The sequence below is a fragment of the Actinocatenispora thailandica genome, assembly GCF_016865425.1.
GTDB classification, from domain to species: Bacteria; Actinomycetota; Actinomycetes; order Mycobacteriales; family Micromonosporaceae; genus Actinocatenispora; species Actinocatenispora thailandica.
Window position 1 is genome coordinate 4910566 of record NZ_AP023355.1, and the last position, 26519, is coordinate 4937084.

The 26519-nt window shown below is 73.0% G+C and carries 22 protein-coding genes and 1 pseudogene; 11 read left to right on the forward strand and 12 right to left on the reverse strand.

Annotated features, from left to right (window positions below; translation table 11 throughout):
* Positions 1 to 2: 2 nt before the first annotated feature.
* The 5 genes and pseudogenes from Athai_RS21835 to Athai_RS35365 all read right to left on the reverse strand — a co-directional run bounded on the left by Athai_RS21835 (position 3) and on the right by Athai_RS35365 (position 6636).
* Complete coding sequence (locus Athai_RS21835) at positions 3 to 944, reverse strand: ROK family protein (protein ID WP_203963224.1); 942 nt, start codon at positions 942 to 944, stop codon at positions 3 to 5.
* Entirely contained in the window at positions 941 to 2638 is a 1698-nt protein-coding gene (locus tag Athai_RS21840; RefSeq protein ID WP_203963225.1) for a dipeptide ABC transporter ATP-binding protein, read from the reverse strand. Before Athai_RS21840 ends, Athai_RS21835 begins: the two co-directional genes overlap by 4 nt.
* Positions 2635 to 3516, reverse strand: a complete 882-nt coding sequence (locus Athai_RS21845; protein ID WP_203963226.1) for an ABC transporter permease — start codon at positions 3514 to 3516, stop codon at positions 2635 to 2637. Before Athai_RS21845 ends, Athai_RS21840 begins: the two co-directional genes overlap by 4 nt.
* Positions 3517 to 3598: 82 nt before the next feature.
* Positions 3599 to 4558, reverse strand: coding sequence for an ABC transporter permease (locus Athai_RS21850; protein WP_203963227.1), 960 nt, complete (start codon positions 4556 to 4558; stop codon positions 3599 to 3601).
* A 3-nt stretch (positions 4559 to 4561) separates the two neighbouring features.
* Positions 4562 to 6636 (reverse strand): annotated as a pseudogene (locus Athai_RS35365) (peptide ABC transporter substrate-binding protein).
* On the opposite strand from Athai_RS35365, the gene Athai_RS21860 reads away from it, so the two are divergent.
* The 4 genes from Athai_RS21860 to Athai_RS21875 all read left to right on the forward strand — a co-directional run bounded on the left by Athai_RS21860 (position 6635) and on the right by Athai_RS21875 (position 11355).
* On the forward strand, positions 6635 to 7843 hold the full coding sequence (locus Athai_RS21860) for an ROK family transcriptional regulator (protein ID WP_203963229.1): 1209 nt from the start codon (positions 6635 to 6637) through the stop codon (positions 7841 to 7843). The pseudogene Athai_RS35365 and the gene Athai_RS21860 sit on opposite strands and share 2 nt — an antisense overlap.
* Before the next feature lie 73 nt (positions 7844 to 7916).
* Positions 7917 to 9431, forward strand: a complete 1515-nt coding sequence (locus Athai_RS21865; RefSeq protein WP_239157087.1) for a M81 family metallopeptidase — start codon at positions 7917 to 7919, stop codon at positions 9429 to 9431.
* Between the two features lie 49 nt (positions 9432 to 9480).
* Positions 9481 to 10218, forward strand: a complete 738-nt coding sequence (locus Athai_RS21870) for a copper homeostasis protein CutC (RefSeq protein ID WP_203963230.1) — start codon at positions 9481 to 9483, stop codon at positions 10216 to 10218.
* 69 nt (positions 10219 to 10287) lie between these two features.
* The gene (locus tag Athai_RS21875; RefSeq protein WP_203963231.1) at positions 10288 to 11355 is read left to right on the forward strand and encodes a serine hydrolase domain-containing protein; all 1068 of its coding nucleotides are present in this window, start codon (positions 10288 to 10290) and stop codon (positions 11353 to 11355) included.
* 44 nt (positions 11356 to 11399) lie between these two features.
* Here Athai_RS21875 and Athai_RS21880 read toward each other — a convergent pair whose 3' ends face one another.
* On the reverse strand, positions 11400 to 12725 hold the full coding sequence (locus tag Athai_RS21880) for an ROK family protein (protein ID WP_203963232.1): 1326 nt from the start codon (positions 12723 to 12725) through the stop codon (positions 11400 to 11402).
* Between the two features lie 110 nt (positions 12726 to 12835).
* Between Athai_RS21880 and Athai_RS21885 the strand changes: the two genes are divergently transcribed.
* Positions 12836 to 13942, forward strand: a complete 1107-nt coding sequence (locus Athai_RS21885; RefSeq protein ID WP_203963233.1) for a mandelate racemase/muconate lactonizing enzyme family protein — start codon at positions 12836 to 12838, stop codon at positions 13940 to 13942.
* A 384-nt stretch (positions 13943 to 14326) separates the two neighbouring features.
* Here Athai_RS21885 and Athai_RS21890 read toward each other — a convergent pair whose 3' ends face one another.
* The 3 genes from Athai_RS21890 to Athai_RS21900 all read right to left on the reverse strand — a co-directional run bounded on the left by Athai_RS21890 (position 14327) and on the right by Athai_RS21900 (position 18980).
* Positions 14327 to 16198 (reverse strand): glycoside hydrolase family 15 protein, encoded by a 1872-nt coding sequence (locus Athai_RS21890; RefSeq protein ID WP_203963234.1) that lies wholly within the window; start codon positions 16196 to 16198, stop codon positions 14327 to 14329.
* 97 nt (positions 16199 to 16295) lie between these two features.
* Positions 16296 to 17015 (reverse strand): YcnI family protein, encoded by a 720-nt coding sequence (locus Athai_RS21895; protein WP_338028152.1) that lies wholly within the window; start codon positions 17013 to 17015, stop codon positions 16296 to 16298.
* 18 nt (positions 17016 to 17033) lie between these two features.
* Positions 17034 to 18980, reverse strand: coding sequence for a copper resistance CopC/CopD family protein (locus tag Athai_RS21900; protein WP_203963235.1), 1947 nt, complete (start codon positions 18978 to 18980; stop codon positions 17034 to 17036).
* A 323-nt stretch (positions 18981 to 19303) separates the two neighbouring features.
* Between Athai_RS21900 and Athai_RS21905 the strand changes: the two genes are divergently transcribed.
* Both Athai_RS21905 and Athai_RS21910 read left to right on the forward strand, forming a co-directional pair.
* Positions 19304 to 19867: a MauE/DoxX family redox-associated membrane protein gene (locus tag Athai_RS21905; RefSeq protein ID WP_203963236.1), complete on the forward strand. Its 564-nt coding sequence runs from the start codon at positions 19304 to 19306 to the stop codon at positions 19865 to 19867.
* Positions 19860 to 20585, forward strand: a complete 726-nt coding sequence (locus tag Athai_RS21910; protein WP_203963237.1) for a DsbA family protein — start codon at positions 19860 to 19862, stop codon at positions 20583 to 20585. The genes Athai_RS21905 and Athai_RS21910 overlap by 8 nt, the downstream gene beginning before the upstream one ends.
* Positions 20586 to 20767: 182 nt before the next feature.
* Here the strand turns inward: Athai_RS21910 and Athai_RS21915 are convergent, their stop codons facing one another.
* Positions 20768 to 21439 carry a GAP family protein gene (locus Athai_RS21915; RefSeq protein ID WP_203963238.1) on the reverse strand — a complete coding sequence of 224 codons (672 nt, stop codon included), beginning with the start codon at positions 21437 to 21439 and terminating at the stop codon, positions 20768 to 20770.
* A 215-nt stretch (positions 21440 to 21654) separates the two neighbouring features.
* Between Athai_RS21915 and Athai_RS21920 the strand changes: the two genes are divergently transcribed.
* Both Athai_RS21920 and bcp read left to right on the forward strand, forming a co-directional pair.
* Positions 21655 to 22224: a DUF7144 family membrane protein gene (locus Athai_RS21920; protein WP_203963239.1), complete on the forward strand. Its 570-nt coding sequence runs from the start codon at positions 21655 to 21657 to the stop codon at positions 22222 to 22224.
* 48 nt (positions 22225 to 22272) lie between these two features.
* Positions 22273 to 22746 carry a thioredoxin-dependent thiol peroxidase gene (gene bcp / locus Athai_RS21925; RefSeq protein WP_203963240.1) on the forward strand — a complete coding sequence of 158 codons (474 nt, stop codon included), beginning with the start codon at positions 22273 to 22275 and terminating at the stop codon, positions 22744 to 22746.
* 228 nt (positions 22747 to 22974) lie between these two features.
* Here bcp and Athai_RS21930 read toward each other — a convergent pair whose 3' ends face one another.
* Positions 22975 to 23610 carry a hypothetical protein gene (locus Athai_RS21930; RefSeq protein WP_203963241.1) on the reverse strand — a complete coding sequence of 212 codons (636 nt, stop codon included), beginning with the start codon at positions 23608 to 23610 and terminating at the stop codon, positions 22975 to 22977.
* Positions 23607 to 24197, reverse strand: a complete 591-nt coding sequence (locus tag Athai_RS21935) for a M48 family metallopeptidase (RefSeq protein WP_203963242.1) — start codon at positions 24195 to 24197, stop codon at positions 23607 to 23609. The genes Athai_RS21930 and Athai_RS21935 overlap by 4 nt, the downstream gene beginning before the upstream one ends.
* Before the next feature lie 560 nt (positions 24198 to 24757).
* Between Athai_RS21935 and Athai_RS21940 the strand changes: the two genes are divergently transcribed.
* Together Athai_RS21940 and Athai_RS21945 are read left to right on the forward strand one after the other, a co-directional pair.
* Positions 24758 to 24910 (forward strand): DUF5679 domain-containing protein, encoded by a 153-nt coding sequence (locus Athai_RS21940; protein ID WP_169745899.1) that lies wholly within the window; start codon positions 24758 to 24760, stop codon positions 24908 to 24910.
* Positions 24911 to 25295: 385 nt separating this feature from the next.
* A complete protein-coding gene (locus tag Athai_RS21945; protein WP_203963243.1) occupies positions 25296 to 26348 on the forward strand; it encodes a hypothetical protein in 1053 nt (350 codons plus the stop codon).
* Positions 26349 to 26519: the final 171 nt, after the last annotated feature.

Consider the following 26519-nt stretch of genomic DNA (forward strand, 5'->3'; position numbering starts at 1 on the left):
GGTCAGCGCACGGGCGCCTCCCGCCGGGTGCCGGCCAGCTCGGTACGTACCCGGGAGGCGGCGCCGACGACCACCGCATCGCTGCCCAGCCCGGCCCGGACCAGCCGTACCGGCTGGCCGCTGACCGGCGGTTCGGCGGCGAGCGCGGACCGGATCGGCGGCTCCAGCAGCGACCACGCGGCGCTCACCCCGCCACCGACGACCACCGTGGTCACGTCGAACACGCCGGCGGCGATCAGCACCGCCCGGGCGATCCCGGCACCGGCCGCGTCGAACACCGCACGCGCGTCGGCGTCACCGTCCGCCGCCGCCCGGGCGACCTCGCGGGCGGTGACCACCCGACCGGTCCGGTCGGCGTAGCGGGCGCCGATCGACCGCCCGGACGCCAGCGTCTCCAGGTGCCCGTGACCGCCGCAGGAGCACGGCAGGTCGCCGAACCCGGGCACGTGGCCGATCTCGCCGGCGGCGCCGTGCGGCCCCTCGTACAGCCGGCCGTCCAGCCAGAGCGCGCCGCCGACGCCGGTGCCGAGCGTCATGCCCAGCACGTCCGGCTCACCGGTGACGGCGCCGCCGGTGGCCTCGCCGCGCAGGAACGCGTTGACATCGTTGTCCAGGAACGCCGGTACCGCGAGGTCGGTCGCGATCGTGTCCGCGACCGGGAACCCGGCCCAGTCGACGAACGAGTCACTCGCCGCGACGACCTCGCCGGTACGGGTGTCGACCACGCCGGCCGCGCCGACGCCGACCCCGACCAGCCGTGCCGGGGTGCGGGACAGCAGCATCCGTACCGCGTCGACCGCCGCGGCGACCATCGCGGCACCGCCACGGGCCGCCGGGGTGGCGAGCTCGGCCCGGGACAGGATCGTCAGATCCGCACCGCACAGGGCAACCTGGGTCGTGGTGCCGCCGATGTCCACCCCGGCGTACACCTCGGGGACCGTCACGCGCCCGCCCCGGCGACCGCCTGCCGCGCGGCGCGGCGCCGACGCTGCACGGCCGGATCGGGTACTGGCACCGCGGCGAGCAACCGCCTGGTGTAGTCGGTCTCCGGGTGCAGCAGGGTGCGGCCGGTGCTGCCCTGCTCCTCGATCCGGCCGGCACGCAACACCACCACCCGGGCCGCGAACCGCTGCACCACGGCCAGATCGTGCGACACGAACAGGCAGGCGAAGCCCAGTTCGGCCTGCAGCTCGGCGATCACCTCCAGCACCGACTGCTGCACGCTGACGTCCAGCGCGCTGGTCGGTTCATCGGCCACCAGCAGCCGCGGATCCAGCACCAGCGCACGGGCCAGGGAGACCCGCTGGCGCTGCCCGCCGGACAGCTCCCGCGGCGCCCGGTCCGCCAGCGCGCGCGGCAGCCGGACCCGGTCGAGGACCTCCTCGACGCGGGAGCGGCGCTGCCGACCCGACATCGAGCGGTGCACCCGCAGCGGCTCGGCGACGCACTCCGCCACGCTCATCCGGGCATCCAGCGACGCCACCGGGTCCTGGAGCACCACGCCGATGCCGGCGCGCAGGCGCCGGCGGGACCGGCCGCGGGTGCGGCGCAAATCGGCGCCGAACAGCGAGACGGTCCCGGCGGACGGCGCGATCAGCCCGAGCGCGACCCGGGCCGCGGTCGACTTGCCGGAGCCGGACTCCCCCACCAGGCCGACCGTCTCCCCCGCCCGTACCTCGATCGACACCCGGTCCAGGGCGCGCACCGCGCGGCCACCGCGACCGAACACCACCGACACGTCACGCAGCTGCACCACCGATTCGCCGGCCGACCCCTCCGCGGCCGGTTCGGTGCTGGCAGCCGGTGGCGTACCGGCGGTCTCACCCTGCTCCGCGACCGCCAGCCGCGGCACCGCGGCGAGCAGCCGCTGGGTGTACTCGTGCTCGGGGCGCAGCAGCACCTGCTCCACCGGGCCGGTCTCGACGATCTCGCCGGACAGCATCACCGCCACCCGGTCGGCGAAGTCGGCCACCACGCCCATGTTGTGCGTCACCAGCAGCACGCCGGTCCCGGTGTCGGCGGCGAGGTCGCGCAACAGGTCGAGGATCTCGGCCTGCACCGTGACATCCAGCGCGGTGGTCGGTTCGTCGGCGATCAGCAGGCTCGGGTTGTTGGCGATCGCCATCGCGATCACCACCCGCTGCCGCTGCCCGCCGGACAGCTGGAACGGGTAGGCCGTGGCCCGCTGCGCCGGATCCGGAATGCCGACCCGGCGCAGCAGCTCGACCGCCTCCTGCCGGGCGGCCGACCGCGACACCGACCGGTGGTTGCGGATCACCTCGACGATCTGCGCGCCGACCCGGGTCAGCGGGTCCAGCGCCGTCGCCGGCTCCTGGAACACCATCGACGCGGTACGACCGCGCAGCGTGCTGAGATCCACCGCGGCGCCGGCACCGGGCCCGGCGCCGACGATGTCGGTACCGCCGATCGCGGCGCGGCCGGTCACCCGGGCGTTGCCGGGCAGCAGCCCCATCGCGGCCAGCGCCACCGTCGACTTGCCCGAACCGGACTCGCCGACCAGCGCCAGCGTCTCCCCCGGCGCCACGGTGAGCGAGACCCCCCGTACCGCCGGGACCTCGCCGGTCTCGGTGCGGAACGTGACGCCGAGATCGGCCACGTCCAGAATGGATCCCGTCATGAGCGTCCCCGTACGTCGAAGGCGTCCCGCAGGCCGTCGCCGATCGCGTTGAACGCGCAGACGACCAGGATCACGGCGAGGCCGGGCGGCACGATCAGCCACCACCGCCCGGAGTAGACGGCGGTCAGCCCGGCCGACAGCATCCCGCCCCAGTCGGTCTCCGGTGGCCGGACACCGAGCCCCAGGTACGACACGTACGCCACGAGCATGATGGCGTCGGCGACCTGGAAGGTCGCGGCGACCACGATCGTGGACACCGAGTTCGGCAGGATGTGCCGGGAGATCGCCCGGGTGTGCGTGCCGCCGATGGCCCGCAGCGTCAGCACGTAGTCCCGGTTCTTCAGCGTCAGCGTCTCGGCCCGGATCAGCCGGGACGGCACCAGCCAGGACACCAGGCCGAGGATCGCCACCATGCCCCAGATGCCGGGGCTGACGATCGCCGAGATGACCAGCAGGACGAACAGCGCCGGGATGGCGATGCCGGCGTCCACCACGCGCATCATCGCCGCGTCGACCCAACCGCCGGCGTACCCGGCGACCGCGCCCCACAGCATCCCGATGATGGTGGCGAGCGCGCCGGCGGCGAGCCCGACGAGCAGCGAGACTCCCCCGCCGTACATCAGGCGGCCGAGCTCGTCGTGCCCGACCGCGTCGGTACCGAGCGGGTGCCGGCCGCTGGGCGGCTGGTTCACCGCGTCCAGCGCGGTGTGCGTCTGGTCGGTGTGGTACAGGTACGGCCCGACGAAGCAGAACAGCACGAACAGCACCACGACGGCCAGGCCGACCACGGCGAGCTTGTTGCGCAGGAACCGCCGGACCACCAGCCGCAGCCCGGTGACACCCTCGGCCACCGGCAACTGCTCCGCGATCGCGGTCATCGGCACACCTCCCGGGTCGGACTGTCGGCGGGCTCGCACCGGAGGACCCCGCGAGGTCCGGTGCCATCGAAGAGAAGTTCGGTCATGACTTTCCCGCCACGACTCGGGGGTCGACGACACGCTGCACGATGTCGGCGAGCAGGGTGCCGACCACGGTGGCGACCGAGATGACCAGCACGCAGCCCAGCAGTACCGGATAGTCCGACGACTGGGCGGCGCTCCAGAACAGCAGCCCCATGCCCGGATAGTTGAACAGCTGCTCGACCACCAGCGCCCCACCGAACAGCACCGGTACGTAGTAGCCGAGCATCGCGACGACCGGGGTGAGCGAGTTGCGGAACACGTGCCGCCACAGGATCGCGCGCTGCCGGGCGCCGCCGGCCTTCGCGGTACGCACGTAGTCCTCGGCGAGGTTCTCCAGCGTCGCCGAGCGCATGTACCGGCTGAACACGGCGACCATCGAGGCGGCGCCGGCGACGACCGGAAGTACCAGCCCGGCCGGGTTCGCCAGCACCTGGCCGAGGGTGTCGCCCTGTGGTGCCTGGGACGGGAACCAGCGCAGCGCCTGGCTGAACACCAGCACCAGGATCAGCCCGAAGAAGTACACCGGGGTCGCGTAGGCGACGAAGCTGAGCGTGGTGATCGCGTAGTCGAACGGCTTGTTGCGCCGCACCGCCTGCCACATGCCGAGCGGGATCGCGAGCAGCAGCCCGACGATGGCCGACAGCACCGTCAGCACCAGCGTCTTCGGCAACCGCTGCACGATCAGCGTCGACACCGGTTCGTTCAGCGTGTACGAGGTGCCGAGGTCACCGTGCAGCAGCGTGCGCAGGTAGTAGAAGTACTGCGCGACGAGGGGCTTGTCCAACCCCTGCTCGTGGTTGAACGTCGCGATCTGCTGGGCGGTGGCCTGCGCGCCGAGGATGCCGCGGGCGGGCCCGCCCGGCAGCGCGTGGAGCAGGCCGAAGACCACGATGGTGACCAGGAAGATCACCAGCACGGCCTGCGCCACGCGCCGAACCAGGTACCACAGGGTGGCCATGGACTACTTGTTCCACTTCCACTGGGCCGGGTGGAAGTTCGCCAGCGAGTCCTGGCTGAAACCGCCCAGGCCGTTCTTCATCACCGAGATCTGGTAGTCCGGCTCGGGCAGCCAGATCACCGGCAGGTCCTTGGCCAGCGCGGCACTGTAGTCCTGCATCGCGCTCGGGTCGTTCGACGTGGTGGTCTTGTCGATCAGCTGGTCCACGTCCGGGTTGCTGTAGTTGCCGAAGTTCGAACCACCGCTGGACGCGAACAGCGAGTCGCCGGTCGGGAACGCCGGGAAGTACCAGCTGCCGGCGGTGCCGAAGTAGGACAGCTGCCACTTGCAGATCGACTGGCTGGCCTTGCACTGCGGGGTCTGCGACAGCACCGAGTTGACCGGCGCGGTACGGATGGAGAACTTGATGCCGGTCTTCGCCAGCGAGGACTGGATCGCGCTCATCTCGTTGTCGGTCACGGTGGAGCCGGACTGGGACAGCACCTCCATGGCGAACTTGGTGCCGGCCTTGACGCCGCTGCCGCACTGGTTCGCGCCGCTGCCCGGCTTGGTGCAGACCATCACGCCGTTCTGCTTGGTCCAGCCGTGGTCGGTGAGCAGCTTGGTCGCCGCCGCGGTGTCGAACGGGTAGGGGTTGTTCTTCTGCGTGTCGGACACGAAGTTCGAGTCCTGCCCCTGCGGCACCGGGCCGTACCCGGGGTCGCGGTGCCGTTGAAGATCGCCTTGACCAGGCCGGCCTGGTCGATGGAACGCTGGATCGCCTGCCGCGCGTACAGCTGCTTGAACACCGGACCCATGGTCGGGTTGTTGAAGTTGTACGGCATGTAGGTGATCGCCCAGCCGGTCCACGGCTCGACGGTGTAGCCCCGGGAGGCGAACGCGTCCTTCTGGTCCAGGTCGCCCGGGTCGATGTAGCCGTAGTCGACGCTCCCGGCGCGCAGCGCGTTGGTCTCCGCGGTGGTGGTGGTGAACGGCAGCAGGTTGACGGTGGAGATGCCCGCCTTCTCCCCGCCGTCGTACTTCTTGTTCGCGGTGAGCACCACCTTGCCGGCGGTGGAGAACGACTTCACCGTGTACGGGCCGCTCACGGTCTTCCACAGTGGACTCGACGCGTACTTCGAGATGTCCTTGCCCGCCTCGTTGAGGTAGGTCCAGACCTGCTTGGCGCCGGCCGCGGTGCGGTCCGCGTCGCTGACCTTCGCCGAGGCGGAGGTCTTGTCCCAGGCGTGCTGCGGCAGCGGCTTGATCAGGCTCAGCTCGTTGGCGAGCATCCACTGCGAGTTGTACGCCTTGTCGAACGTGATGGTGAAGTGCCGGTCGTCGGTCGCCTTCAGCGTGGTCCAGTTGTCCGGCGCCTTGCCCGGGCTGTAGCTCGCGTACTGCTTCTTGTTGACCGTGATCAGGTTGTACCAGAACTCGACGTCGCGGCTCGTGATCGCCTTGCCGTCGCTCCAGTGCCGGTCGCCGAGGGTGATCTTGACGCTCTTGCCGTCGGCGGCGAAGTCGGCGGCGCTCGCGATCGAGCCCTTCTTGTTCCAGCCGACCTTGCCGGTGGACCCGTCGTAGGCGACGAGCGGCTCCCACATCGCCGCGGCGATGGAACCGTTGTTGGTGTTCAGGTGCGCCGCGGTGCCGATCGGCAGCAGCCAGTTCGGGGTGAAGTTGGCGGGCAGCGCGTAGTTGATCGAGTCTGACGACCCGGACGACGAGCTGCTCGTCCCGGTGCAGCCGGCGAGCAGCGCGCTCGCCGCGACGGCAGCGCCGGCGGCGAGCGCGAGGCGGCGGCGGGCCGCCATGCGGCGGAAGGACATCGTCTCTCCTCGATGGTGAACGGGAGGGGAACGCTGGCCAGTGAACGCGGCCCCCGACCGAAAAAACAGATGGGGCACCGTAACAAGTCGGTTTCTGCGGTCCCGAAATAAGGACGGGACGTCCGGCGAGCCGCCTGGATGGGCGTTTATGCAGGTCATAGCGGATTGAACAAAGCCGGTACGGGCGGCGACCCACACTGCCGCGGAGCCGAAGATCGGCGTACCGTGAGGCCGCACCCGGACCGTCGAGGAAGTTACTTTCTGCATGAGCGAAAAAAGTGCACGAGTCGGATCGCCGCCGCTCGTGGCGCGGGTACTGGAGCTGGTGGCCGCCGGGCGCGCGACCTCCCGCACCGAACTCGCCGCGCTGCTCGGCGCCGCACCGTCGACCATCTCCACCGCCGTCGGCCAGCTCGTCGACCGCGGGCTGATCGCCGAACACGGCACCCAGTCGTCGACCGGCGGCCGGCCGCGCAAGGTGCTGCGGCTGGGCAGTACCGACGAGTTCGCGGTGGCCGCCGACGTCGGCGGCCGGCACGCCCGGGTCGGGGTGGTGCTGCCCGGCGGCACCCTCGCCGACGCCACGACGGTGCCGTTCGCGGTCGGCGAGGGGCCCGAGGTCGCGTTGCCGCTGCTGGCCGACACGCTGGAGTCGCTGGCCGAGACGCGGGGCCGGGACCGGCTGCGCGGTGTCGGGCTGTCGCTGCCCGGCCCGGTCGACGTGTCCACCGGTACGGTCACGCTGCCGTCCCGGATGCCCGGCTGGAACCAGTTCCCGGTCACCGAGTGGCTGGAGGACCGGTTCGGGCTGCCGGCGGTGAGCGAGAACGACGCGAACAGCATGGCGCTCGGCGAGCACGCCATCCGGCCCCCGGAGCAGCGGCAGTCGATCACGGTGAAGATCGGCTCGGCGATCGGCACCGGCATCATCGTGGACGGCCGGCTGTACCGGGGCGCCGCCGGGGTGGCCGGCGAGATCACCCACGTGCGCATCGACGCCGCCGGCGACAAGCCGTGCGGCTGCGGCAACACCGGCTGCCTGGAGACCGTCGCGTCCGGCGCCACCCTGGTCCGGGAGCTGCGCGCCGTCCGGCCCGAGATCCGGACGCTGGAGGACGTGGTGCGGCTGGCCAACGAGGCCGACCCGGAGGCCACCGGCGCGGTCCGCCGCGCCGGCAAGTACCTGGGCATGGTGCTCGCCGCCAACGTCAACTTCTTCAACCCGGACGCGGTGTACCTCGGCGGCATACTGTCCACACTGGACCCGCTGGTCGCCGCCGTGCGCAGCCAGCTCTACGAGGGCTGCCACCCGCTCGCCACCACCCACCTGGTCATCGAACGGGTCAGCCTCGGCGCCGACGCCGGCCTGGTCGGCGCCGGCCAGCTCGCCCTGCAACACGCGCTGGAGGCCACCCTGGCCAGCATGGCCACCGCTGCACCGGCCGCACCGACCCGACCGTCCCGGCGCCGTTGACCCGACCGTCCCGGCGCCGTCGATCCGGCCGTACGAAACGACGTTCCCACGCACCGAACAATGTTGGAGAGCCATGTCCCGCACCCCGATCAGCCATCCCGTCATCGCCATCGCCGGGCTCGGGATCGAGTCGTCGACGTTCTCGCCGGCCCGTACCGAGGCTCCGGCGTTCCACCCGCAGCGCGGCGCCGAGGTCCTCACCCGGTACCCGTTCCTCGCCGAGGGGGCGCCGCTGCGCGCGGCGGCCGACTGGCGCGGGGCGCTGGTCGGCAAGTCGCTGCCCGGCGGGATGGCGACGGCGGCGGCGTTCGCCGAGCTGTCCGAGGACCTGCTCGCCCGGCTGGCGGCGATGCCACACCTGGACGGCCTCTGGTACGACATCCACGGGGCGATGACGGTGGAAGGCATCGACGACGCGGAGGCGTTGCTGCTGCACCGGATCCGCGAGGTGGTCGGGCCGGACGTGCTGGTGTCGACCTCGATGGACCTGCACGGCAACGTGTCCCGCGAGCTGGCACACCAGAGTGATCTGATCACCTGCTACCGGATGGCGCCGCACGAGGACCACATGCAGACCAAGGAGCGCGCCGCCCGCAACCTGCTGGAGCTGCTGCGCACCGGCGCCGACCGGCCGGTCAAGGCGTGGGTGCCGGTGCCGGTGCTGCTGGCCGGCGAGCAGACCTCCACTCGGATCGAGCCGGCCCGCAGCGTGTACGCCGCGGTCGACGAGGTGGAGGCCACCGACGGGGTGACCGACGCGGCGATCTGGGTCGGGTACGCCTGGGCCGACGAACCGCGCAACCGCGCCGCCGTGGTGGTCACCGGCCCGGACCAGACCGCCGTCGCGGCGGGCGCGCAGCGGCTGGCCCGCGGTTTCTGGGACGCCCGGCGCGACTTCGACTTCGTGGCACCCACCGGCACCTACGCCGAGTGCCTGGACGCGGCGCTCGCCAGCCCGGCCCGGCCGTACTTCATCAGCGACACCGGGGACAACCCGACCGCCGGTGGGGCCGGCGACGTCACCTGGGGGCTGACCGAGCTGCTGGCCCGGCCCGAGTTCGGCGACGGCGGGCCGACCGTCATCTACGCCTCGGTCCCCGGCCCGGCCGCGGTCGCCACCGCGGTCGCGGCCGGGGTCGGCGCCACCGTCACGGTGACCGCGGGCGCCGAGGTGGACGACCGGCATGCCGGCCCGCTGACGATGACCGGGGTGGTGCACGCGATCCGGCACGGCGACCGGGACGCGGAGACCGAGGTGGTGCTGCGGGTGGGCAGCGTGTACGCGATCCTCACCGCGCTGCGCAAGCCGTACCACCACGAGCACGACTTCACCGACCTGTCGCTGGCGCCGCGGGACGCGGCGATCGTCATCGTGAAGATCGGGTACCTGGAGCCGGAGCTGTACGCGATGGCCGCCGACTGGAAGATGGCGCTCACCCCGGGCGGCGTCGACCAGGATCTGGTCCGGTTGGGGCACCAGCGGATCCGGCGGCCGATGTTCCCGTTCGACCCCGAGATGGCCGACCCGGACCTGACCGCGCGGATCATCCCGGCCTCGAACGAGCCGCTGTCCGGAGCGGACGAGTGAACGCCCGCCGCACCGCGCAGCCGGCCGGGCGACCGGGTCGGGTGGCCGGATGAGCGCGCTGGAGATCGCGGTGACCAGCCCCGCCGGCGCCCGGGTCGCCCGGACCGGCGGCGCCGACCGGGTCGAACTGTGCGTCGCACTGGAACTCGGCGGCGTCACGCCGTCGCAGGCGCTGGTCGAGGCCACCGTCGCGGCCGGCCTGCCGGTACACGTGCTGGTGCGCTGCCGGCCGGGCGACTTCCGCTACGACGCCGACGAGATCGCGCTGATGGCCGCCGAGGTACGCACCGTGCTCGCGGCCGGCGCCGCCGGCGTGGTGGTCGGTGCGCTCACCGACCGGGGCACCCTGCACACCGAGGCGATCCGGCGCTGGACGGACGCGGCGGGTACCGCGTCCGGCGGCGCCGCCGAGGTGACGCTGCACCGGGCGATCGACCGGTCCGCCGACCCGGTGGCGGCGGCCGTGCTGGCGGCCGAGCTCGGCCTCACCCGCATCCTCACCTCCGGCGGCGCCCCGACCGCCGGTGCCGGTACCGGCACCATCGCGCGGATGCGCACCGCCGCGCCCGGCATCCAGCTGATGGCCGGCGGCGGCGTGCGTACCGCCGACATCCCGGCCCTGGTGGCCGCCGGTGCGGCCGCGGTGCACCTGTCCGCCAAGCGCCCGGTGGCCCGGCGCGAGGCGGGACCCGCGGTACCGATGGGCAGCGCCGACGCCGACACCCACTTCGTCACCGACCCGGGTGCGGTCGCCGCCGCCCGCACCGCCCTCGACACGGCGAGCTGACGCGTTCCCGATCGCCGTGGAACCGTCCAGCCGGCCGTATCGTTGCCGTGACGAGGACCGGGAGGAACCATGCGCACGCTGCCGGAGCTGGCCGGGATTCGGGCGAGCGAGGCCGAACTGCTGCACGCGGCGCACCGCGCCCGGGTCTTCTCCGGGGCGGCATGGTCGGTCGGTGGCCTCGACGGTCCGAGTCGCCGCGGCACCCTGGGCACGCTGTCCTGGGGCGGACCGCCGGTACGGCCGGACACGCTCTGGGACTGGGCGTCGGTGACCAAGCCGGTGGTCGCGCTGGCCGCCATGTGGCTGGTCGAGCGCGGCGCGCTGGGGCTGGCCGAGACGATCGCCGAGTGGCTGCCCGGCTACGCCGACGGTGAGCTCGCTCCGGTCACCGTCGAGCAGTTGCTCACCCACACCTCGGGCCTGCCCGGCCGGCAACCGCTGTACCGCCGGCATCCGGACCGGGCGTCGCTGCTCGCCGCGCTGCCGGCGCTGCCGCTGCGATCCGCCCCGGGTACCGCGGTGGAGTACAGCTCGGCCGGGTTCATGGTGCTGGGGCTGATCGCGGAGGCGGCGTCCGGCTGGCCGCTGGACCGGCTGGTGGCGACGGCGGTCACCGGGCCGGTCGGGATGCCGGACACCGGGTTCCGGCCGGCGACCTCCGACCGGGACCGATGCGCGGCCACCGAGGACTGCCCGTGGCGCGGCGAGGTGGTCCAGGGCAGCGTGCACGACGAGAACGCCGCGGTCCTGGGCGGGGTGGCCGGGCACGCCGGGCTGTTCGGCACGCTGGACGACCTGGCGAAGCTCGCGCTGGCGGTGCTGTCCGGTGGCACGACGGTGCCCGGTGACTGGCTGTCGGCGCCGACGTTGGCGCTGATGGGCCGCGGCCACACCGACCGGCTCGACCTGCGTCGCGGGCTCGGCTGGCAGGGCCGGGATCCGCACGCCAGCCCGTTCGGCGACCTCGGCTCGCCCGAGTCGTACGGGCACACCGGTTTCACCGGCACCAGCGTCTGGCTCGACCCCACCCTCGGCCGGTACGCGGTGCTGCTGACCAACCGGGTGCACCCGAGCCGGGCCACGCCGGGCATGGACACGGTGCGCCGGCGGTTCCACAACCTCGCCGCCGCGCGCTGAGCCCGGGCGCTGTCCGCGCGCGTGGCGAGTTCGCGATCGGCCGTTCAGCGCACCAGCTGCATGCCCTCGGACAGCACCAGTCCGGCGCAGCCGAGCAGGGCGGTGTTCCGGTTCGGATCGGCGCGCATCACCGTCGGTACGGCGTCCGGCCGGTGCGGGGAGTTGACGGCGAGGTGGTCGGCGAGCCGGTCGGCGAACGTCGCACCGCCGGCCGCCGCGTCGCCGTGCAGGATGAACGTGCCGGGGGCGAGCAGCTGCTGCACGTTGCCCAGCCCGAGCGCGAGGTTCGCCGCGTACTCGTCGATCAGCCCGGCCGCCGACCGGTCGCCGCGCTCGGCCCGGGCGGTGAGCCGGCCCAGCGTGGTACCGCGGGCGCCGGGGACGCCGAGCGCCGCGGCGCGGCGGCGCAGCCAGCCGAGACTGGCGACGGTCTTCCAGCAGCCGCGGCGACCGCAGTCGCAGCGCGCGCCGCCGGCGGCGACGGTCAGGTGCGCACCGCTGCCGGCGCCGGGCGCGGACAGCACCGTACCGTGCTGCACCACCCCGACACCGACGCTGTCTCCGGTGGACACCGAGGCGAAGGTGTCGAGGCCGCGGCCGGCACCGAACCAGCGGTCCCCGAGGGCCTGTACCCGGGCGTGATGTTCCAGGTAGACCGGTGCTCCCAGCTGGTCACCGAGCGCCGCCCCGACCGGGTACCCGGCGAGGGCGGGTGCCGCGTTGAGTTCGACCAGCCGCGCCCCGTCCGGGTCGACCAGGCCGGCCGACGCGACCCCGACGCCGATCACCGCGGTACCGGCGAGGCCTTCGGCGCAGCAGGACCGCAGCGCCGCGGCGAACGCGCTCGGGTCGCCGGCGCGGGCGGCGAAGGCCGCGGTGGCCCGGCTGCGGATCTGTCCGGTCAGTGAGACCGCGGCGACGTCGATGCGGCCCGGCAGGATCTGCACCGCACCGATCGAGCGGGCCACGGCGGAGAACCAGACCGGGCGCGGCGGCTTGCCACCGGAACGTGCCGGGTTGCTGGCGCGCGGCGGGCCGCCGGATCCGGGGCCTGGGGTCCGGCCGCCGGGCTCCAGCTGCTCGGCTACCGCGGCCGGTGGCTCGGCGCCGACGGCCGGCGAGCCGGCGGCGGTGGCCGGCGAGCCGTTCCCGGCGGCGGGCGACTCGCTGGTGGCGGGCGCGGCACCCTCGACCAGGACGCCGTTGTCCAGCAGCGGCTGCAGGATCGTACCGACGGTGGCCCGGGACACCCCGAAGGTACGGGCGAGGTCGGCGCGGCTCTGCGGCCCGGCGGTGTGCAGGGCGGTGAGCACCCGCATCCGGTTCAGCACGCCGACGCTGGCCGGCGAGATCAGGCTGGTCGTACCCATCCGCCGCCTCCATTTGTATGTAGTAACTTCTAGCATACGCTTCACGGCGGGCCCGACGGACCCGCGGCGCCGGCCCTCGACGGGCACATCGGTACGGAAGGCGGCAATCAGTGAGGATCGTCGACGTCGACGTCTGGGTGGTGACGGTGCCGATGCGCACCGCGTTCACCTCGTCGTTCGAGACCAAGACCGGCAACACCCGCACGGTGCTGCGGCTGCGCACCGACGAGGGCGTCGACGGGTGGGGCGAGACGATGTGGGGCGCACCGACCGCGGCGCTGGTGCGCGAGCTCGCGCCGGGCCTGCTCGGCCGCAGTCCGTACGAGCTGGAACGGTTCCACGCCGACACGCGGATGCTGCCGTTCTTCCACGGCTACCTCGGGTACGCGGCGAAGGCCGGGATCGACGTCGCCTGCTGGGATCTGATCGGCAAGGCGGCCGGCCGCCCGGTGTCCGAGCTGATCGGTGGCCGGGTCCGCGACCGGGTGCCGCTGACGGCGCTGGTGACCCGCGCCGACGCCGGACAGGTCGGAGCGGCCGAGCTGCCCCGCGCGCTCGCCGAGCACACCGCGGCACTGGTCGCCGAGCACGGCTTCACCGCGGTGAAGCTGAAGGGCAGCGCCGATCCGGACGGCGACGTGGCGATCCTGCGCGCGATCCGGGCCGCGCTGCCGCAGGTCCGGCTGCGGGTCGACCCGAACGCGGCTTGGCCGGTACCGGAAACGCTGCGGCTGGGTGGCGCGTTGCAGGCGCTCGGCCTGGAGTACCTGGAGGACCCGGTCGTCGGCATCGAGGGCATGGCCACGGTGCGCAGCCAGCTGGGAATCCCGTTGTGCACCAACATGTGCGTGGTGCGGTTCGAGGAGTTCGCCCCGGCGGTACGGGCCGGTGCGGTCGACGTGATCCACGGCGACGTGTTCAAGTGGGGTGGCATCGCGGCGAACAAGGCGCTGGCCGCGCACTGCGACACGTTCGGGCTGGGGATGAACCTGCACTCCGGCGGCGAGTTGGGCATCTCCACCGCGGCGCACCTGGCGCTCGCGGCGAGCACTCCGGCGCTGCGGTACGCGATCGACTCGATGTACTACCTGCACGCAGACGACCTGATCACCGAGCCGTTCGCGCTGACCGACGCGACGCTGCCGGTGCCGACCGGAGCCGGCCTCGGCGTCACGGTCGACGAGGAGAAGCTGGCGCGCTACGCGGTGCCGGCCTGACCATACCGGCGATAACGGCTCTTACCCTGAAATAACGCCATTGACCTGCGCCGATGAGGTCACGTGCTGTAGCTTTACGGTTGCCGTAAGTGTTCATGAGGTCTGACCTCGTGAACGGGCGGAGGGGAAACGGCCATGTTGATCGGCATTGGCGTGGGCATCGCAATCATCATCGGCGCGTGCCCCTGGTGGTGACCAGGCGGGTCCGACCACCACGGCGATCGGTTGGCGGCCCGGCGGTGCGGCCGGCCCGACCACGGGGGATCGCCCGGAAAACCGAAGGCCTCTGGCGCATGGCGTCCAGGGGCTTTCGGCCGTCCGGTGGCGGCCGCCAACCGCAGCCGGCCACCGGTGCCGCCATCGGGACCCGGCGGCCGGACCCGGTCAGCGGGTGCGCAACTCGCCGTAACCGGGGCCGTCCGACTGCTCCCGGACCCGGCCACGGTCCGGCGCACCCGCCGTGGTGACCGCCTGCGCCGCCGAGATCAGCGCCAGGTGGCTGAACGCCTGCGGGAAGTTGCCGAGCATCCGGTTCCGCTCGATGTCGTACTCCTCGGCGAGCAGCCCCACGTCGTTGCACAGCCCGAGCAACTGGTCGAACAGTTCGGTGGCCTGCTCGGTGCGGCCCGCCATCGCGTACGCCCGGACCAGCCAGAAGCTGCACATCAGGAACGCACCCTCGCCCGGCGGAAGACCGTCCACGGTGGAACTCTCCGCCTCCGCCGGCCGGGTGGAGTAGCGCTTGACGAACGGGCCGTCGCGCAGCTCCCGCTCGATCACCGCCACCGTGCTCAGGAACCGTTCGTCGTCGGCCGGCAGGAAGCCCACCTGCGGCATCAGCAGCACCGCGGCGTCCACAGTGGACCCGCCGTAGTACTGGGTGAACGCGCCGACCTCGTCGTTCCAGCCCTTGGTCAGGATCTCCTCGTGCACCTCGTCCCGCATGGTCCGCCAGCGCTCGACGTCGCCGGGCAGCCCGCTCACCTCGACCGCCTGCACCAGCCGGTCGAGCGCGACCCAGACCATCATCCGGGAATGGGTGAAGTGCCGCAGCTCGCCGCGCACCTCCCAGATCCCGTTGTCCGGCTGGTCCCACTTGGACAGCAGGTTGTCGGCCAGCGCCAGCTGCAGCGGCCAGGAGAAGTCGTCCTCCTTGACCCCCTCGACGCGCGCCTCGTGCAGCGCGTCGAGCACCTCGCCGTACACGTCGAGCTGCAGCTGGCCGCTCGCCGCGTTGCCGACCCGGACCGGCTTCGCACCCTGGTAGCCGTCCAGCGTGTCCACCGTCCACTCGAACAGCCGCCGCTCGCCGGCCACCCCGTACAGGATCTGCAGATCCTCCGGGTCACCGGCCACCGACCGCAGCAGCCAGGACCGCCACGCCTTCGCCTCGGCCTTGTACCCGTGATCCAGCATCGACCGCAGCGTCAGCGAGGCGTCCCGCAGCCAGCAGTACCGGTAGTCCCAGTTGCGCTCGCCGCCGAGCTGCTCGGGCAGCGAGGTGGTCGGCGCCGCGACGATGCCGCCGGTCGGGTCGTACGTCAGCGCCTTCAGGGTCAGCGCCGACCGCACCACCTGCGCCCGGTACGGCCCGCGGTACTTGCACTTGCGCGCCCAGCTGCGCCAGAAGCGCTCGGTGCGCGGCAGCTGCTCGTCCACGTCGTGTTCGGTCGGCACATCCGGATCCGAGGACGGGTACCAGGTCATCGAGAACGTGCGCCGCTCCCCCGCCGCGACGGTGAACGTGCTGACGTGCCGGTGGTCGGTCGAGTCGTGCTCGGGCAGCGGGTCGCCGCGCAGGCAGACCGCGTCCGGGCCGCCGATGGCGGTGATCGCCGGCCGGCCCTGGGCGTCGCTGCGCCGCTGCACCCACGGCACGATCTCGCCGTAATCGAAACGGATCACCCATTCCATCCGCATCTCGACCGTACCGTCGACGCACTCGACGGTGCGCATCACGTCGGCGCGGCGGTCCCGGACCGGCATGAAGTCGATGACCCGGACCCGGCCCGTCGGGGTGACGAAGTCGGTTTCCAGCACCATCGTCTCGTCCCGGTAGCGCCGGTGCACGGACGAGACCTCGCCGGCCGGGCAGAGCTGCCAGCGACCGTCCGACGGACCGCCCAGCAGCGCGCTGAACACGGCGGGCGAGTCGAACCGGGGCAGGCAGAGCCAGTCGATCGACCCGTCCGAACCGACCAGCGCGGCGGAATGGGTGTCACCGATCAGCGCGTAGTTCTCGATGGGCAATGGCATGACACCATTCTGTCCCCTCGGCGCCCGGGACGCAGGTCGCGGCGTGCCGCGCGCCGGGCCGGGCAGCAGGCGCCGCCCGGCCCGCTGCCCGGGCCGGTCAGTCGTCGGCGCGGCGGGACCGGACGAACGCGACGCCGCCCAGGGCCAGCCCGGCGAGCCCGGCGACCAGCCCGATCACGCCGACGGTCAGCGCGGTACCGGAGCCCGGCCCGTCGCTCGCGCCGGCCGCGGCGGCCTTCGTCGAGGTGGCGGCCGGCGCGCTCGGCGCACCGGTGGCGGCGAGCGTCAGTACCGGTGCCGGGTTCTCCGGCTCGGTGTCACCGCTGCCGGTCTGGATCCACCGCACGACCTTGCCGTCGGAGTAGGTCTGCAGCGCCTTGAACGTCAGCGTGCCGGACTTGGGCAGCGGGCCCAGGCTGACCGGGAACTCCTGGAACTGCCCGGGCGCGATGCCCGCCCCGGACCGCGCGGTCCAGGTGATGCGGTCGACCGCCTCGGTCACGTTCCCGTCGTCGGTGGTGAGCGGCTTGGCCAGCTTCGTCTTGTGCGGCACCGCCTGCCAGCCCGGTACCGGTTGCACGCTCACCGAGGCGATCGGACGGTCGGCCGGCAGGTACACCACGACCTTGGTGGTGCTCGCGGTGTCCGTCTCGTTCGGCACCCGGAACGTCACCCGCGCATAGCTGCCGGGCTCCGCGGTACTGGGATTGACGGTGACGTGCGCCGCGGCGGGCGCCGCCACCGCGATCGCGCCGATCAGGCCGGCGAACGCCGACAGCAGCAGCTTCTTGCGCTTCATCATGGTCCTCTCGAACAATCCACTGTGGATCGTGGGTCAGCGCACCGGCACCGTGGTGGTGACGGTCGATTCGTCGATCTCGGAGATGCGCAGGGTGAAGGAGAACGTCCACTTGCCGGCCTTCGGCAGGGCCACCTCGCCGATCGCGTGGTTGTCGGTGATCGCCTGCACCGGGATCGTCACCGGACCGATGCCGGCACCGGGCAGGCTCGCCGTCACCTTCCACTCGCGCACCCGGACCGGGCTGCCGTCGTCCGGGTGGTAGGCGATCGCGTGCAGCGTGTTCCTGCCGGTCCGGGCCGGGTCCAGCTGCACCTGCAGGCTGAACAGCTTGTCGTTCAGCGTCGCCGAGTAGGGCAGTTGCTTCGCCTGGCTGGCCGCGCTGGCCGCGGACCGCGCCGGCGTGGTCTGCACCAGCACCGCGGTGACCCCGAGGATCAGCGCGGCGATGCACAGCTCCACCAGGACCAGCCGGCGCAGCGCCTTTCGATCCACAGTGGATGGTTCGCCGGGCGGCCCGGCCGCCGCCTCGGTGGCCGGCGCGTCGTGGGACGCCTCGACGGTGTCCGGCCGCGCCGGACCGGCCGCGTACACCTCGTCCCAGACCGGGTCGGCGAACTCGGTCGCGTCCGGGTCGGTGGCAGCGCCCGGTCCGGCCTGGTCGTGGGCGGCGCGGTTGGTCTCGGGTACCGGATCGGCGGGCGCCGCGGCGGCGGCCGGCGCTCGCGCGACGAGTCCGGCCAGCGCGTACCGGCGGGAGGCGGCACGCGAGTACGAGGCGACGGCGAGGATCGCGGCGAACGCGACGACCTTGACGATGATCAGCTGCCCGTACCGGGTCTGCACCAGCGCCGCCGGAGTGCCCAGCTGCAGGCTGGCCTGGATGATGCCGGCGGTGGCGAGCACGCCGACCGCGATCGCGGCCCACCGGGACCAGACGGGCAGGATCGCGGCCAGCTCGCGCGGCGCGGACCGGGGCAGCAGGAAGCAGACCAGCATCACCAGCCCGCCCAGCCAGGCCGCGATCGCGCCGAGGTGCACCGCGTCGGACAGTACGGTCAGCCAGGGCACCGGGGAGGTGCTCGGATGCCCGCCGTAGCCCCAGGTGAACAGGCCGAGCGCGGCCATCGCCGCGAGCGCGACGCGTTCCCCGGTGCCGAGCCGGTTGCGCCGGGCCGCGCCGATCACCGACAGCAGCGGCACCGCGGCGGCGAGCAGGATCAACCGGGCCAGATGCGCCCAGCCGAAGCGGCTGTTCATCACCTGCACCAGGTCGTGGTAGCCGATCGAGGTCAGCGACCCGCCGGTCGAGTACGGCACCTGCAGGTACCCCTCGGCCAGCGTGGACACCGCGATCAGCAGGACGCCGAGGCCCATCACCCGGGCCGGGCCGCGCCGCGGCAGCCGCCGCGGCCACAGCGAGATCAGGACCAGCGCGGCACCGGCCGCGAGGACCACACCGGCGTAGCCGAGGTAGCGCGCGACCGGCATCGCGACACCGACCACCGGCTGCTCGGCGGCTCCGGTGCCGCCGGTGGCCGCGGGCGCGGTCCTGGACGGCGCGCCGATGGAGAACGAGAAGCCGCCGGCGACCGGATGGCTGTCCGCGGAGATGATCCGGTAGGTGACCAGATAGGTGCCCTTCGGTAGCCGCGCGGACAGCGGGATGCGCAGCACCGTGCCGTCGTGGGTCAGTGCGGGCGTGCCACCCACTTTCGCGCCGGTCGGCGCGACCACCCCGATGTCGGTGGGCACCAGCTGCACCGGCTCGTTGAAGGTCAGGGTCACGCCGGTCGGGGTGTCCTGCACGATCGCGCCGCTGCCCGGGTCGGTCCGCAGCAGCACCGCGTGCGCGCTCGCCGGCGCCGCCGGGAGCAGCACGGCCAGCGCGGCGACCACGGCGGCGAGCAGGACGCCGAGCGCGCGATGGCGGGCAGAGCGGGGCGGGGTCGACAGGTGCATCCTCGTCCGGATCGCGGTCACGACTCCCCTGCCGACCGGCCGGATCGCCGGCGGCCACGCGCCCACCGGACCGGCCGGCCAGCCGCACCGGCCCGCGCCTCGCCACATTCCATGCCAGTACTGTCGTCGGGTCCGACACCACGGTTCCCACCGTGATGTGGCTCACACGATAATGCGTACGTGGAGCCGTCGACGCGGCCGGCTCGTCCGATGCAGGGCGGTACCGGCGCCGATTGCGAACAATACGGTCACGTGTGGCGCCCGGCCGCGTTGAGCATGTCGACGCACTCCGTGCGGCCATGGCAAGTTGGAACCCACCACCTAGGACCCGGGACGGTCAGCAGATGACGCTCGAACAGGCCACCACGACGGGACCCAGCTCGTTCGCGTACTGGGCGCGGTTCGACCGCACCCAGGTCGGTTCCTGGGTCGCCCTGGTGCTCCGCCTCGGCCTGTCGGTGGTCTGGCTGGTCTCCGGCGGGACCAAGATCGTCGACCTGTCCCAGTCGGTCAGCTCGGTCGCCGCCTACAAGCTCTTCCCCTACTGGCTGTCCACGGTGATCGGGTCGGCGCAGCCGATCATCGAGGTGCTGCTCGGGGTGGCGCTGCTGGTCGGGGTCGCGGTGCGGGTGATGGCGGCTGCCTCGGCGATACTGTTCGTCATCTACATCGGCGGCATCATCTCGGTCTGGGCGCGCGGGCTGCGCATCGACTGCGGCTGCTTCTCCTCCGGCGGCGCCCTCGGCGCCGACCAGTCCACCACCTACGGGCTCGACATCGTGCGCGACCTGGGCTTCGTGCTGCTGGCACTGCTGGTGTTCTGGTGGTCGCGGTCCCGCTTCGCCCTGGATTCGGTACTGTTCCCGCCGGTGCCCGCGGTGGACGACGACGAGGACGACGATGAGTAGCCGCAAGAACCAGAAGCGCGCGAACCAGTTGATCCGCGCTCAGCAGGCGGCCGAGCGGCGCCGCCGCCGGACCATCTGGATCTCCGCGGTGGCGGTGCTGGTGGTGCTGCTCGCCGGCGGCGTGACCGGCGCAATCTACCTGACCCACCGCAACGCCCAGGCGGCCCAGTCGTACGCGCTGCCCGCCGGCGCGACCCGCGCCGACCCCGGCGTGCCGGTCAGCCACGGTGGCGTCGCCGTCGACATCTACCTCGACTACATGTGCCCGCACTGCAAGGAGTTCGAGACGCTGGCGGCCGGCCCGCTCAACGACTTCACCGGCAACAACACCATCACGCTGACCTACCACCCGCTCGACTACCTGAACCGGTACTCGTCCGGCACCGACTACTCCACCCGGTCGGCCGCGGCGGCCGGCTGCGCCGCGGACGCGAAGAAGCTGCCCGACTTCACCTCGGCGATCTTCGGCAAGCAACCCGCGGAGAACAGCAAGGGGCTGACCAACCAGCAGATCCTGTCGGTCGCGCACGGCGCGGGCATCACCGGCGCCGCCTTCGACAAGTGCGTGACCTCGCAGAAGTACGCGAAGTGGGTGGCGCACGTGTCCAACGCCGCGCAGGCCAAGGGCGTCCAGCAGACCCCGACCGTGTTCGTGGACGGCAAGCAGGTCGACGCGTCGGTCAGCGCCATGACCAACGCGATCAACTCCGCCGCGTGAGCCGTCGCGCGGCCGGCCACGCCGGGGCGGCCCCGGCCGCGGCCGTGGCCTGAGCCGCCGGCTTTCGGGCCCCGGGGCCCCGCGCGTCGCGCGCCAGGGCCCCTCGTCACCGGGTGGTTCGGAGCCCGACGGCGGTTGTCGGCCGGGGGTTCGAAGCCTCGCGGCCGTGGCGGGGCCGAAGTTCAGATCCCGGCGATTCCCTTGCCGATCAGGGCGACACCGATCAGGCCGAGCACCGCCGCCATCACCGCGGCGTTGTGCGCGACGAGCCAGGTACGCAGCTCGTCGAGGATGCCGCGCGCCTTCTCCCGGGCCACCGCGTACGCGATGACCGGCAGCGCGACGGTGCAGCCAGCGATCGCGGTGAAGATCGCGAGGACCACGACCACCTGCCCGAGGGGCAGACCGGCGGAACCGATCGAGACTCCGGCGGCGAGGATCATCGCGAGGTTCTTCGGGTTCACACCGGACAGCAGGAACGCCAGCCCGGCGGCCTTGGGCAGGGTCATCGTGTCGATGGCCGCCATCCACTTGGGCGCCTTGGGTTCCACGCCGTGGCGAGGCCGCGACCGCCACTGCCGCACGGCGAGCAGCACGACGCCGGCACCGAGCACCAGTTTGACGATCGCGCCCGCGGTCGAGCCGCTGCCGTGCGTGCTGAGCCCGATCGCCGAGGCGATCGCCACCACGACCGCGCCGACCACCACGATGCCGGCGAGCCAGCCGAGCAGGAACCCGAGGCTCGTTCCGCCGGCCTGCGGCGCGAGCAGGCTGAGGATCACCGCCACGATCGGGATCGGGCTGATCGCGACGGTCAGCGCGAGCGGCAGGATGTCCCCGATCACCTGGTGCACGCGACCTCGCCCCCACCCCGCCACGGAGATGTCTACTTTGGACGATAGATGATCGATCACGCTCGGTCGGGCCGAACGAGGAGCATCGAGCCATCTGCGGTTTCGGCGCACCGGGTCGCCAACCCGTCAAACCGACCGTCGAGTTTCGCGGATCCGGTCGGCTGGCGCCGGGCACACCGTAGCGTCGAGGCAGGACCGATTTTTCGGGGGGAGCCATGGCGCGCTCACAGCACGTAGGCCTGGCGATGGCCGGGTCGGTGTTCGCGGCGACGATGATGGTGATGATCGGTGTCTTCGAGGCCATCATGGGCATCGTCGGGATCGTGAAGAACCAGTTCTACGTGGCCACGAACAACTACCTGTTCAATCTCGACACGACCGCCTGGGGCTGGGTCCATCTGGTACTCGGCGTGTTGCTGGTGCTGGTCGGGATCGCGCTGTTCGGCGGGGCCGGCTGGGCTGCGGTGACCGCGATCGCGCTGGCCGCGCTGTCGGCGATCAACAACTTCTTCTTCCTGCCGCACTACCCGATCTGGTCGATCGTGGTGATCGCCGCGAACGTCTTCGTGATCTGGTCGCTCGCCACGGTCGTCAACAGCCGTACCGAATCGCGCCACGAGGACTGGCAGGCGACCGCCGGCGGTGCGGAGAAGTGGCCGCAGCGCAACGTGAGCGCGCCGGGCCGGGCCGCGGCGGGTACCGACGCGCCGCCGCAGGCTGCGCAGCAGGCCCAGGACACCGCCGCCGACGCGCACATCGTGCCGGAGCATCGCGCCGACACCTGAGCCGAACAGCACCGCCCAGTGTCGGGCGCCGCGGATAGGCTTCGGGGCATGACTGATCAGGTACGGCTGGCCCCGGGGGACGCGGCGCCCGACTTCACCCTGCCCACCGACGACGGCGAGCAGCTGACACTGTCCGCGCTGCGCGGCCGGAAGGTGATCCTGTACGCCTACCCGGCGGCGATGACACCGGGCTGCACCAAGCAGGCCTGCGACTTCCGCGACTCGCTCGACTCGCTGGCCGCGGCCGGCTACCAGGTGGTCGGTATCTCACCGGACTCGCCGGCCAAGCTGGCGAAGTTCCGCGAGCGGGACGCCCTGACCTTCCCGCTGGTCTCGGACCCGGAGAAGAAGGTGCTGGCGGCCTACGGGGCGTTCGGCGAGAAGAAGAACTATGGCCGGGTGGTGCAGGGCGTCATCCGGTCCACCTTCGTCATCGACGAGCAGGGCCGGATCCAGCTGGCGCAGTACAACGTGCGGGCGACCGGGCACGTCGCGAAGCTCCACCGCGACCTCGGGCTCTGAGCGCCGGGCCCGGCGCCGCGCCGTCGGTGGCCGGCCGGACGGTGCCCGGTCGACCCGGCCGTGGTTGGCAGAGCGCCGCCCCGGCGAGTACCACCAGGGCGCCGATCGGCTGGTTCCAGCTCGGGCGCTCGTGCAGCAGGCCGATGCCGGTCGCGACGCAGCTGGCGCTCGGCGCCGCCGGCCTCGGCGCCGCAGTCATCCCATGTATGGGCCGCGGCACCGTCGCGGTCAGCCCACCGCGCCGGTGGCGAGCAGGGCGCGGGTCGCCTCCCAGCCTTCGAGGCTCTCGTCCAGCCGAGCGAGATCCGCCGGTCCGAGCAGCCGATGCCAGCCCGGGCAGGCCGCGACGTCACCGTGCGGCGGTGCGCCGGGCACCGCACGACCGGCCGCACGCAACGCGGCCTGGTCGGTACCGACCAGTGCCGGATCGGCCGTGACCAGCCACTGCGGTACCGGCAGCCGACTGGCCAGCGCGGCGAGGTCGGCGCGGTCCGGCAGCCGGGGCGCGGCGGCCACGCTCCGGTCCGACAGCGCCCGGAACAGCTTGCCGATCAGCAGCGCCGGCAGGTCCGGCAGGTCGGCGGGCAGCACCGCGGCCTGGTGGTAGCCGGCCCGCGCGACCGCTGCCAGCGCCGCGACCGGCCGCGCCGTGGCCACCTGGTACACCGCGGTGGTGGGCCACCGGATCGCCTCGGCCAGCGGCAGGTCGGCCGCGGTGGCGGCCAGCGCGACGTCGACCTCCGCCAGCGGCGCGAGCAGGTCGACGACGTCTTCGGCCAGTGCGCGCCGCCACGCCTCGGCCGGCACCCCCGGTGGCGCCCAGCCCGGCCGGTCGAGCAGCACCAGCACACAGCGGCCGGTCATCCGACCTCCTGCTCCGACGCCGGTTCCTCGGACGGTTCGTCGTCGGTGTCGCGCAGCGCCAGGCCGGCGGTGGCGGAGACGCCCTCCAGGAAGCCGCGGGCTCGTTCGGTGCGCGGGTACCGCGCCATCAGCGCCCAGAACTGGGCGTCATGGCCGGCCACGACCAGATGGCACAACTCGTGGAACAGCACGTAGTCGACCACCCAGTCGGGCATTCCGGAAAGCCGGCGGGACAGCCGGATGGTCCGGTCGGCCGGCGTGCAGGAGCCCCAGCGGCCGTTCTGGTTACCGACCCAGCGCACGCTCGCCGGGACCGCCACCGCGGGATGGTCCGGCAGGTACCGCCGGGCGAGGCCGCCGGCCCGGGCCAGCAACTGCTCGTCGCTGCGTGGGGTGCGGCGCTCCCGCCGCTCCAGGCGCTGCACCATCCGGTCGACCCACTCGCGCTCCTCGCGGGCGCTGAACCGGGCCGGAATGAGCACCACGACACGCTCCCCGTCGCGGTAGGCGGAGACCGTGCTGCGCCGGCGCGCGCTGCGCCGCACCTCGATGTCGGGCCCCGCCGGCGGGGCGCTCTGCTCGGTCACGCTCGCACGCTATCCGGCCCGGAGGGCTCGGTACCAGTGACGACGCACCGGTACCACCGAAGCCGGTGCGGCTTTCGCACCGTACGGGCGCGTTGGTGGCCGCTTTTCCGTATTTCCTCGCGCGCGCCGCGTTGACCTCGACGGGTGGCCCGCTTAGCGTCAGGGACGACGAGATCCCGGCCGGCGCTCGTTCCGGCGCTCGGGGAAGGTGGCGGATGCGTCGTCGCGCCGGGATCTCGCACCGACCACGACGAGGCGGTGCGGTGCCGGGCCGTCAGCGGCGCGACACCGCCGGACCCGACGCCCGGCGCCGACGCGCGGGAACGCTGGGGCAGCCGGGGTGGGCGTCCGGGCGCGGCGCAACGAACCGCTACCCGTACTCTTAGTCTTCGTCCATACACAGTTGGTGATTGCTGGTTTGTGCGGGGCCGTCCGGCTCCGAGGTCGCGTTCCTCACACGCACCGCGCGGTGCGAAGGGGAGGGCAGCCTCGCTGGGTAGGGTCCGCGCCGGGCCGGAGCTGCGATCCGGCAGCGCCGGGACAACACGAGGAGGGGCACCGTGGCCGAGACTTACAACGGCTACTGCGTTAAGTGCAAGGAGAAGCGGGACTTCGAGGGCGAGGTGTCGGTCAGCGACTCCGGTCGCCGGATGGCCAAGGGCCCGTGCCCGGTTTGCGGCACCAAGATGAACCGGATCCTGGGCAAGGCCTGATCCACCGGTACGGGTCCGCCCGTGCCGAACGGTACGGATCCTTCGTACCGGTGTTCCGTTCGAGACCGGAGGTGCCACCACGGCGCCTCCGGTCTTTCGCGTCGGCACGAGGGCCGGCCGCCGGTTACGGCACGAGGGCCGGCCGCCGGACTGCCGTCCGTCCCGCGTGGCAGCGGCGTCCCGGACCCGAGCGACCGGCCCGCCGGCGCCGGCGTTTCGGGTGCCGCCGCCCGTGCCGGCCCCGCCGCTCGGGTGTCGGAACGGCGACAGGACGGATCGGATTCCTGTGGACAACCCGGCGTTTTCTGTGGACAACGCCCGATTGCCCGGGACCGATTGTGGATAACCCGAGTACCCCGAGCATCGGCGAATCACCGTGGACGGCATGAAACGACCCATGCTGCTGCCGACCGTGACACCGCTGCACCGGGACCGCCGATCGATCCAGGTCGGCCTGTCCGGGGCGCACTCGCTCGTCCTGCACTCCGGCCGGTCGTCGGTGGACCGGCTGTTGCGGCTGCTCGACGGCCGGCACACCGAGACCTCGGTCCGGCACGAGGCGTCCCGGCTCGGCTTCGACGCCCACGAACTCGACCGGCTGCTGTGCGCGCTCACCGAGCGCGGCCTGCTGCGCGACGCGAGCAGCCTGCTGCCCGGCCGGCTCGCGCCGGCGACCCGGCGCCGGCTGGAGTCCGAGGCCGCGGCGCTGTCGATGCGGCTGCCGAGCACCGTCTCGCCGGCTCGGGCGCTGGCCCACCGGCGCCGGGCCCGGGTGCTGCTGGTCGGCCGCAGCCGGCTCACCGCACCCACCGGCGCGCTGCTGGCCGCCGCCGGGGTCGGCCGACTGCACCCGATCGCCGCCGGGGTGGTCGCCGGCGCCGACCCGGCAGTCGGCGGCGTGTTGCCCGACGACGCGCGGCGCCCGTGGCGCCGCGCCGTGTGCGACGCGATCCTGCGGGCCGCACCGGAGACCGACACCCGGGCCCTGACCGGACCCGATGCCGACCTGATCATCCTGTTCGGCCGGCCGCGCCCGACCCCACCTTTCGGGTACGGGCAGAGCCTGCGTTCGGTCCGGCACCTGAGCGTGTGGGTGCGCGACGAGGTGGTGCTGGTCGGCCCGCTGGTGCGCCCCGGCCGCACCAGTTGCCTGCGCTGCGTCGAGTTGGCCCGCGCCGACCGGGACCGGTGCTGGCCGGTGCTGGCCGCCCAGCTCGCCACCATGCCCGGCCCGGTGCCCGAGCCGGTGGACGCGCCGTTGCTCGCGGCGGGCGCGGCGCTCGCCGCCGCCCAGGCGCTGCAGGAACTGGACGGCGGGGATCCGGACACGCTCGGCGGCACGCTGGAACTCCCGTCGCCCGGGGTCGTCCGGCGCCGTAGCTGGCCACCGCACCCCCGCTGCGGCTGCCTGCGGGTCGGCATCCAGCGGCGCGCCTGACATCACCGTGGCATCATCGAGGGCCAGCCGCTCCCGGAGCCCTCCCGGAGCGGCCCTCCCGGAGCGGCCCCGGAGCTCCCCCGAGCTCCCCCGAGCCCCCCGAGCTCCTCCGAGCTCCTCCGAGCTCCTCCGAGCTCCTCCGAGCGCCGCCGACCCCGGCGTCCGAGGTCG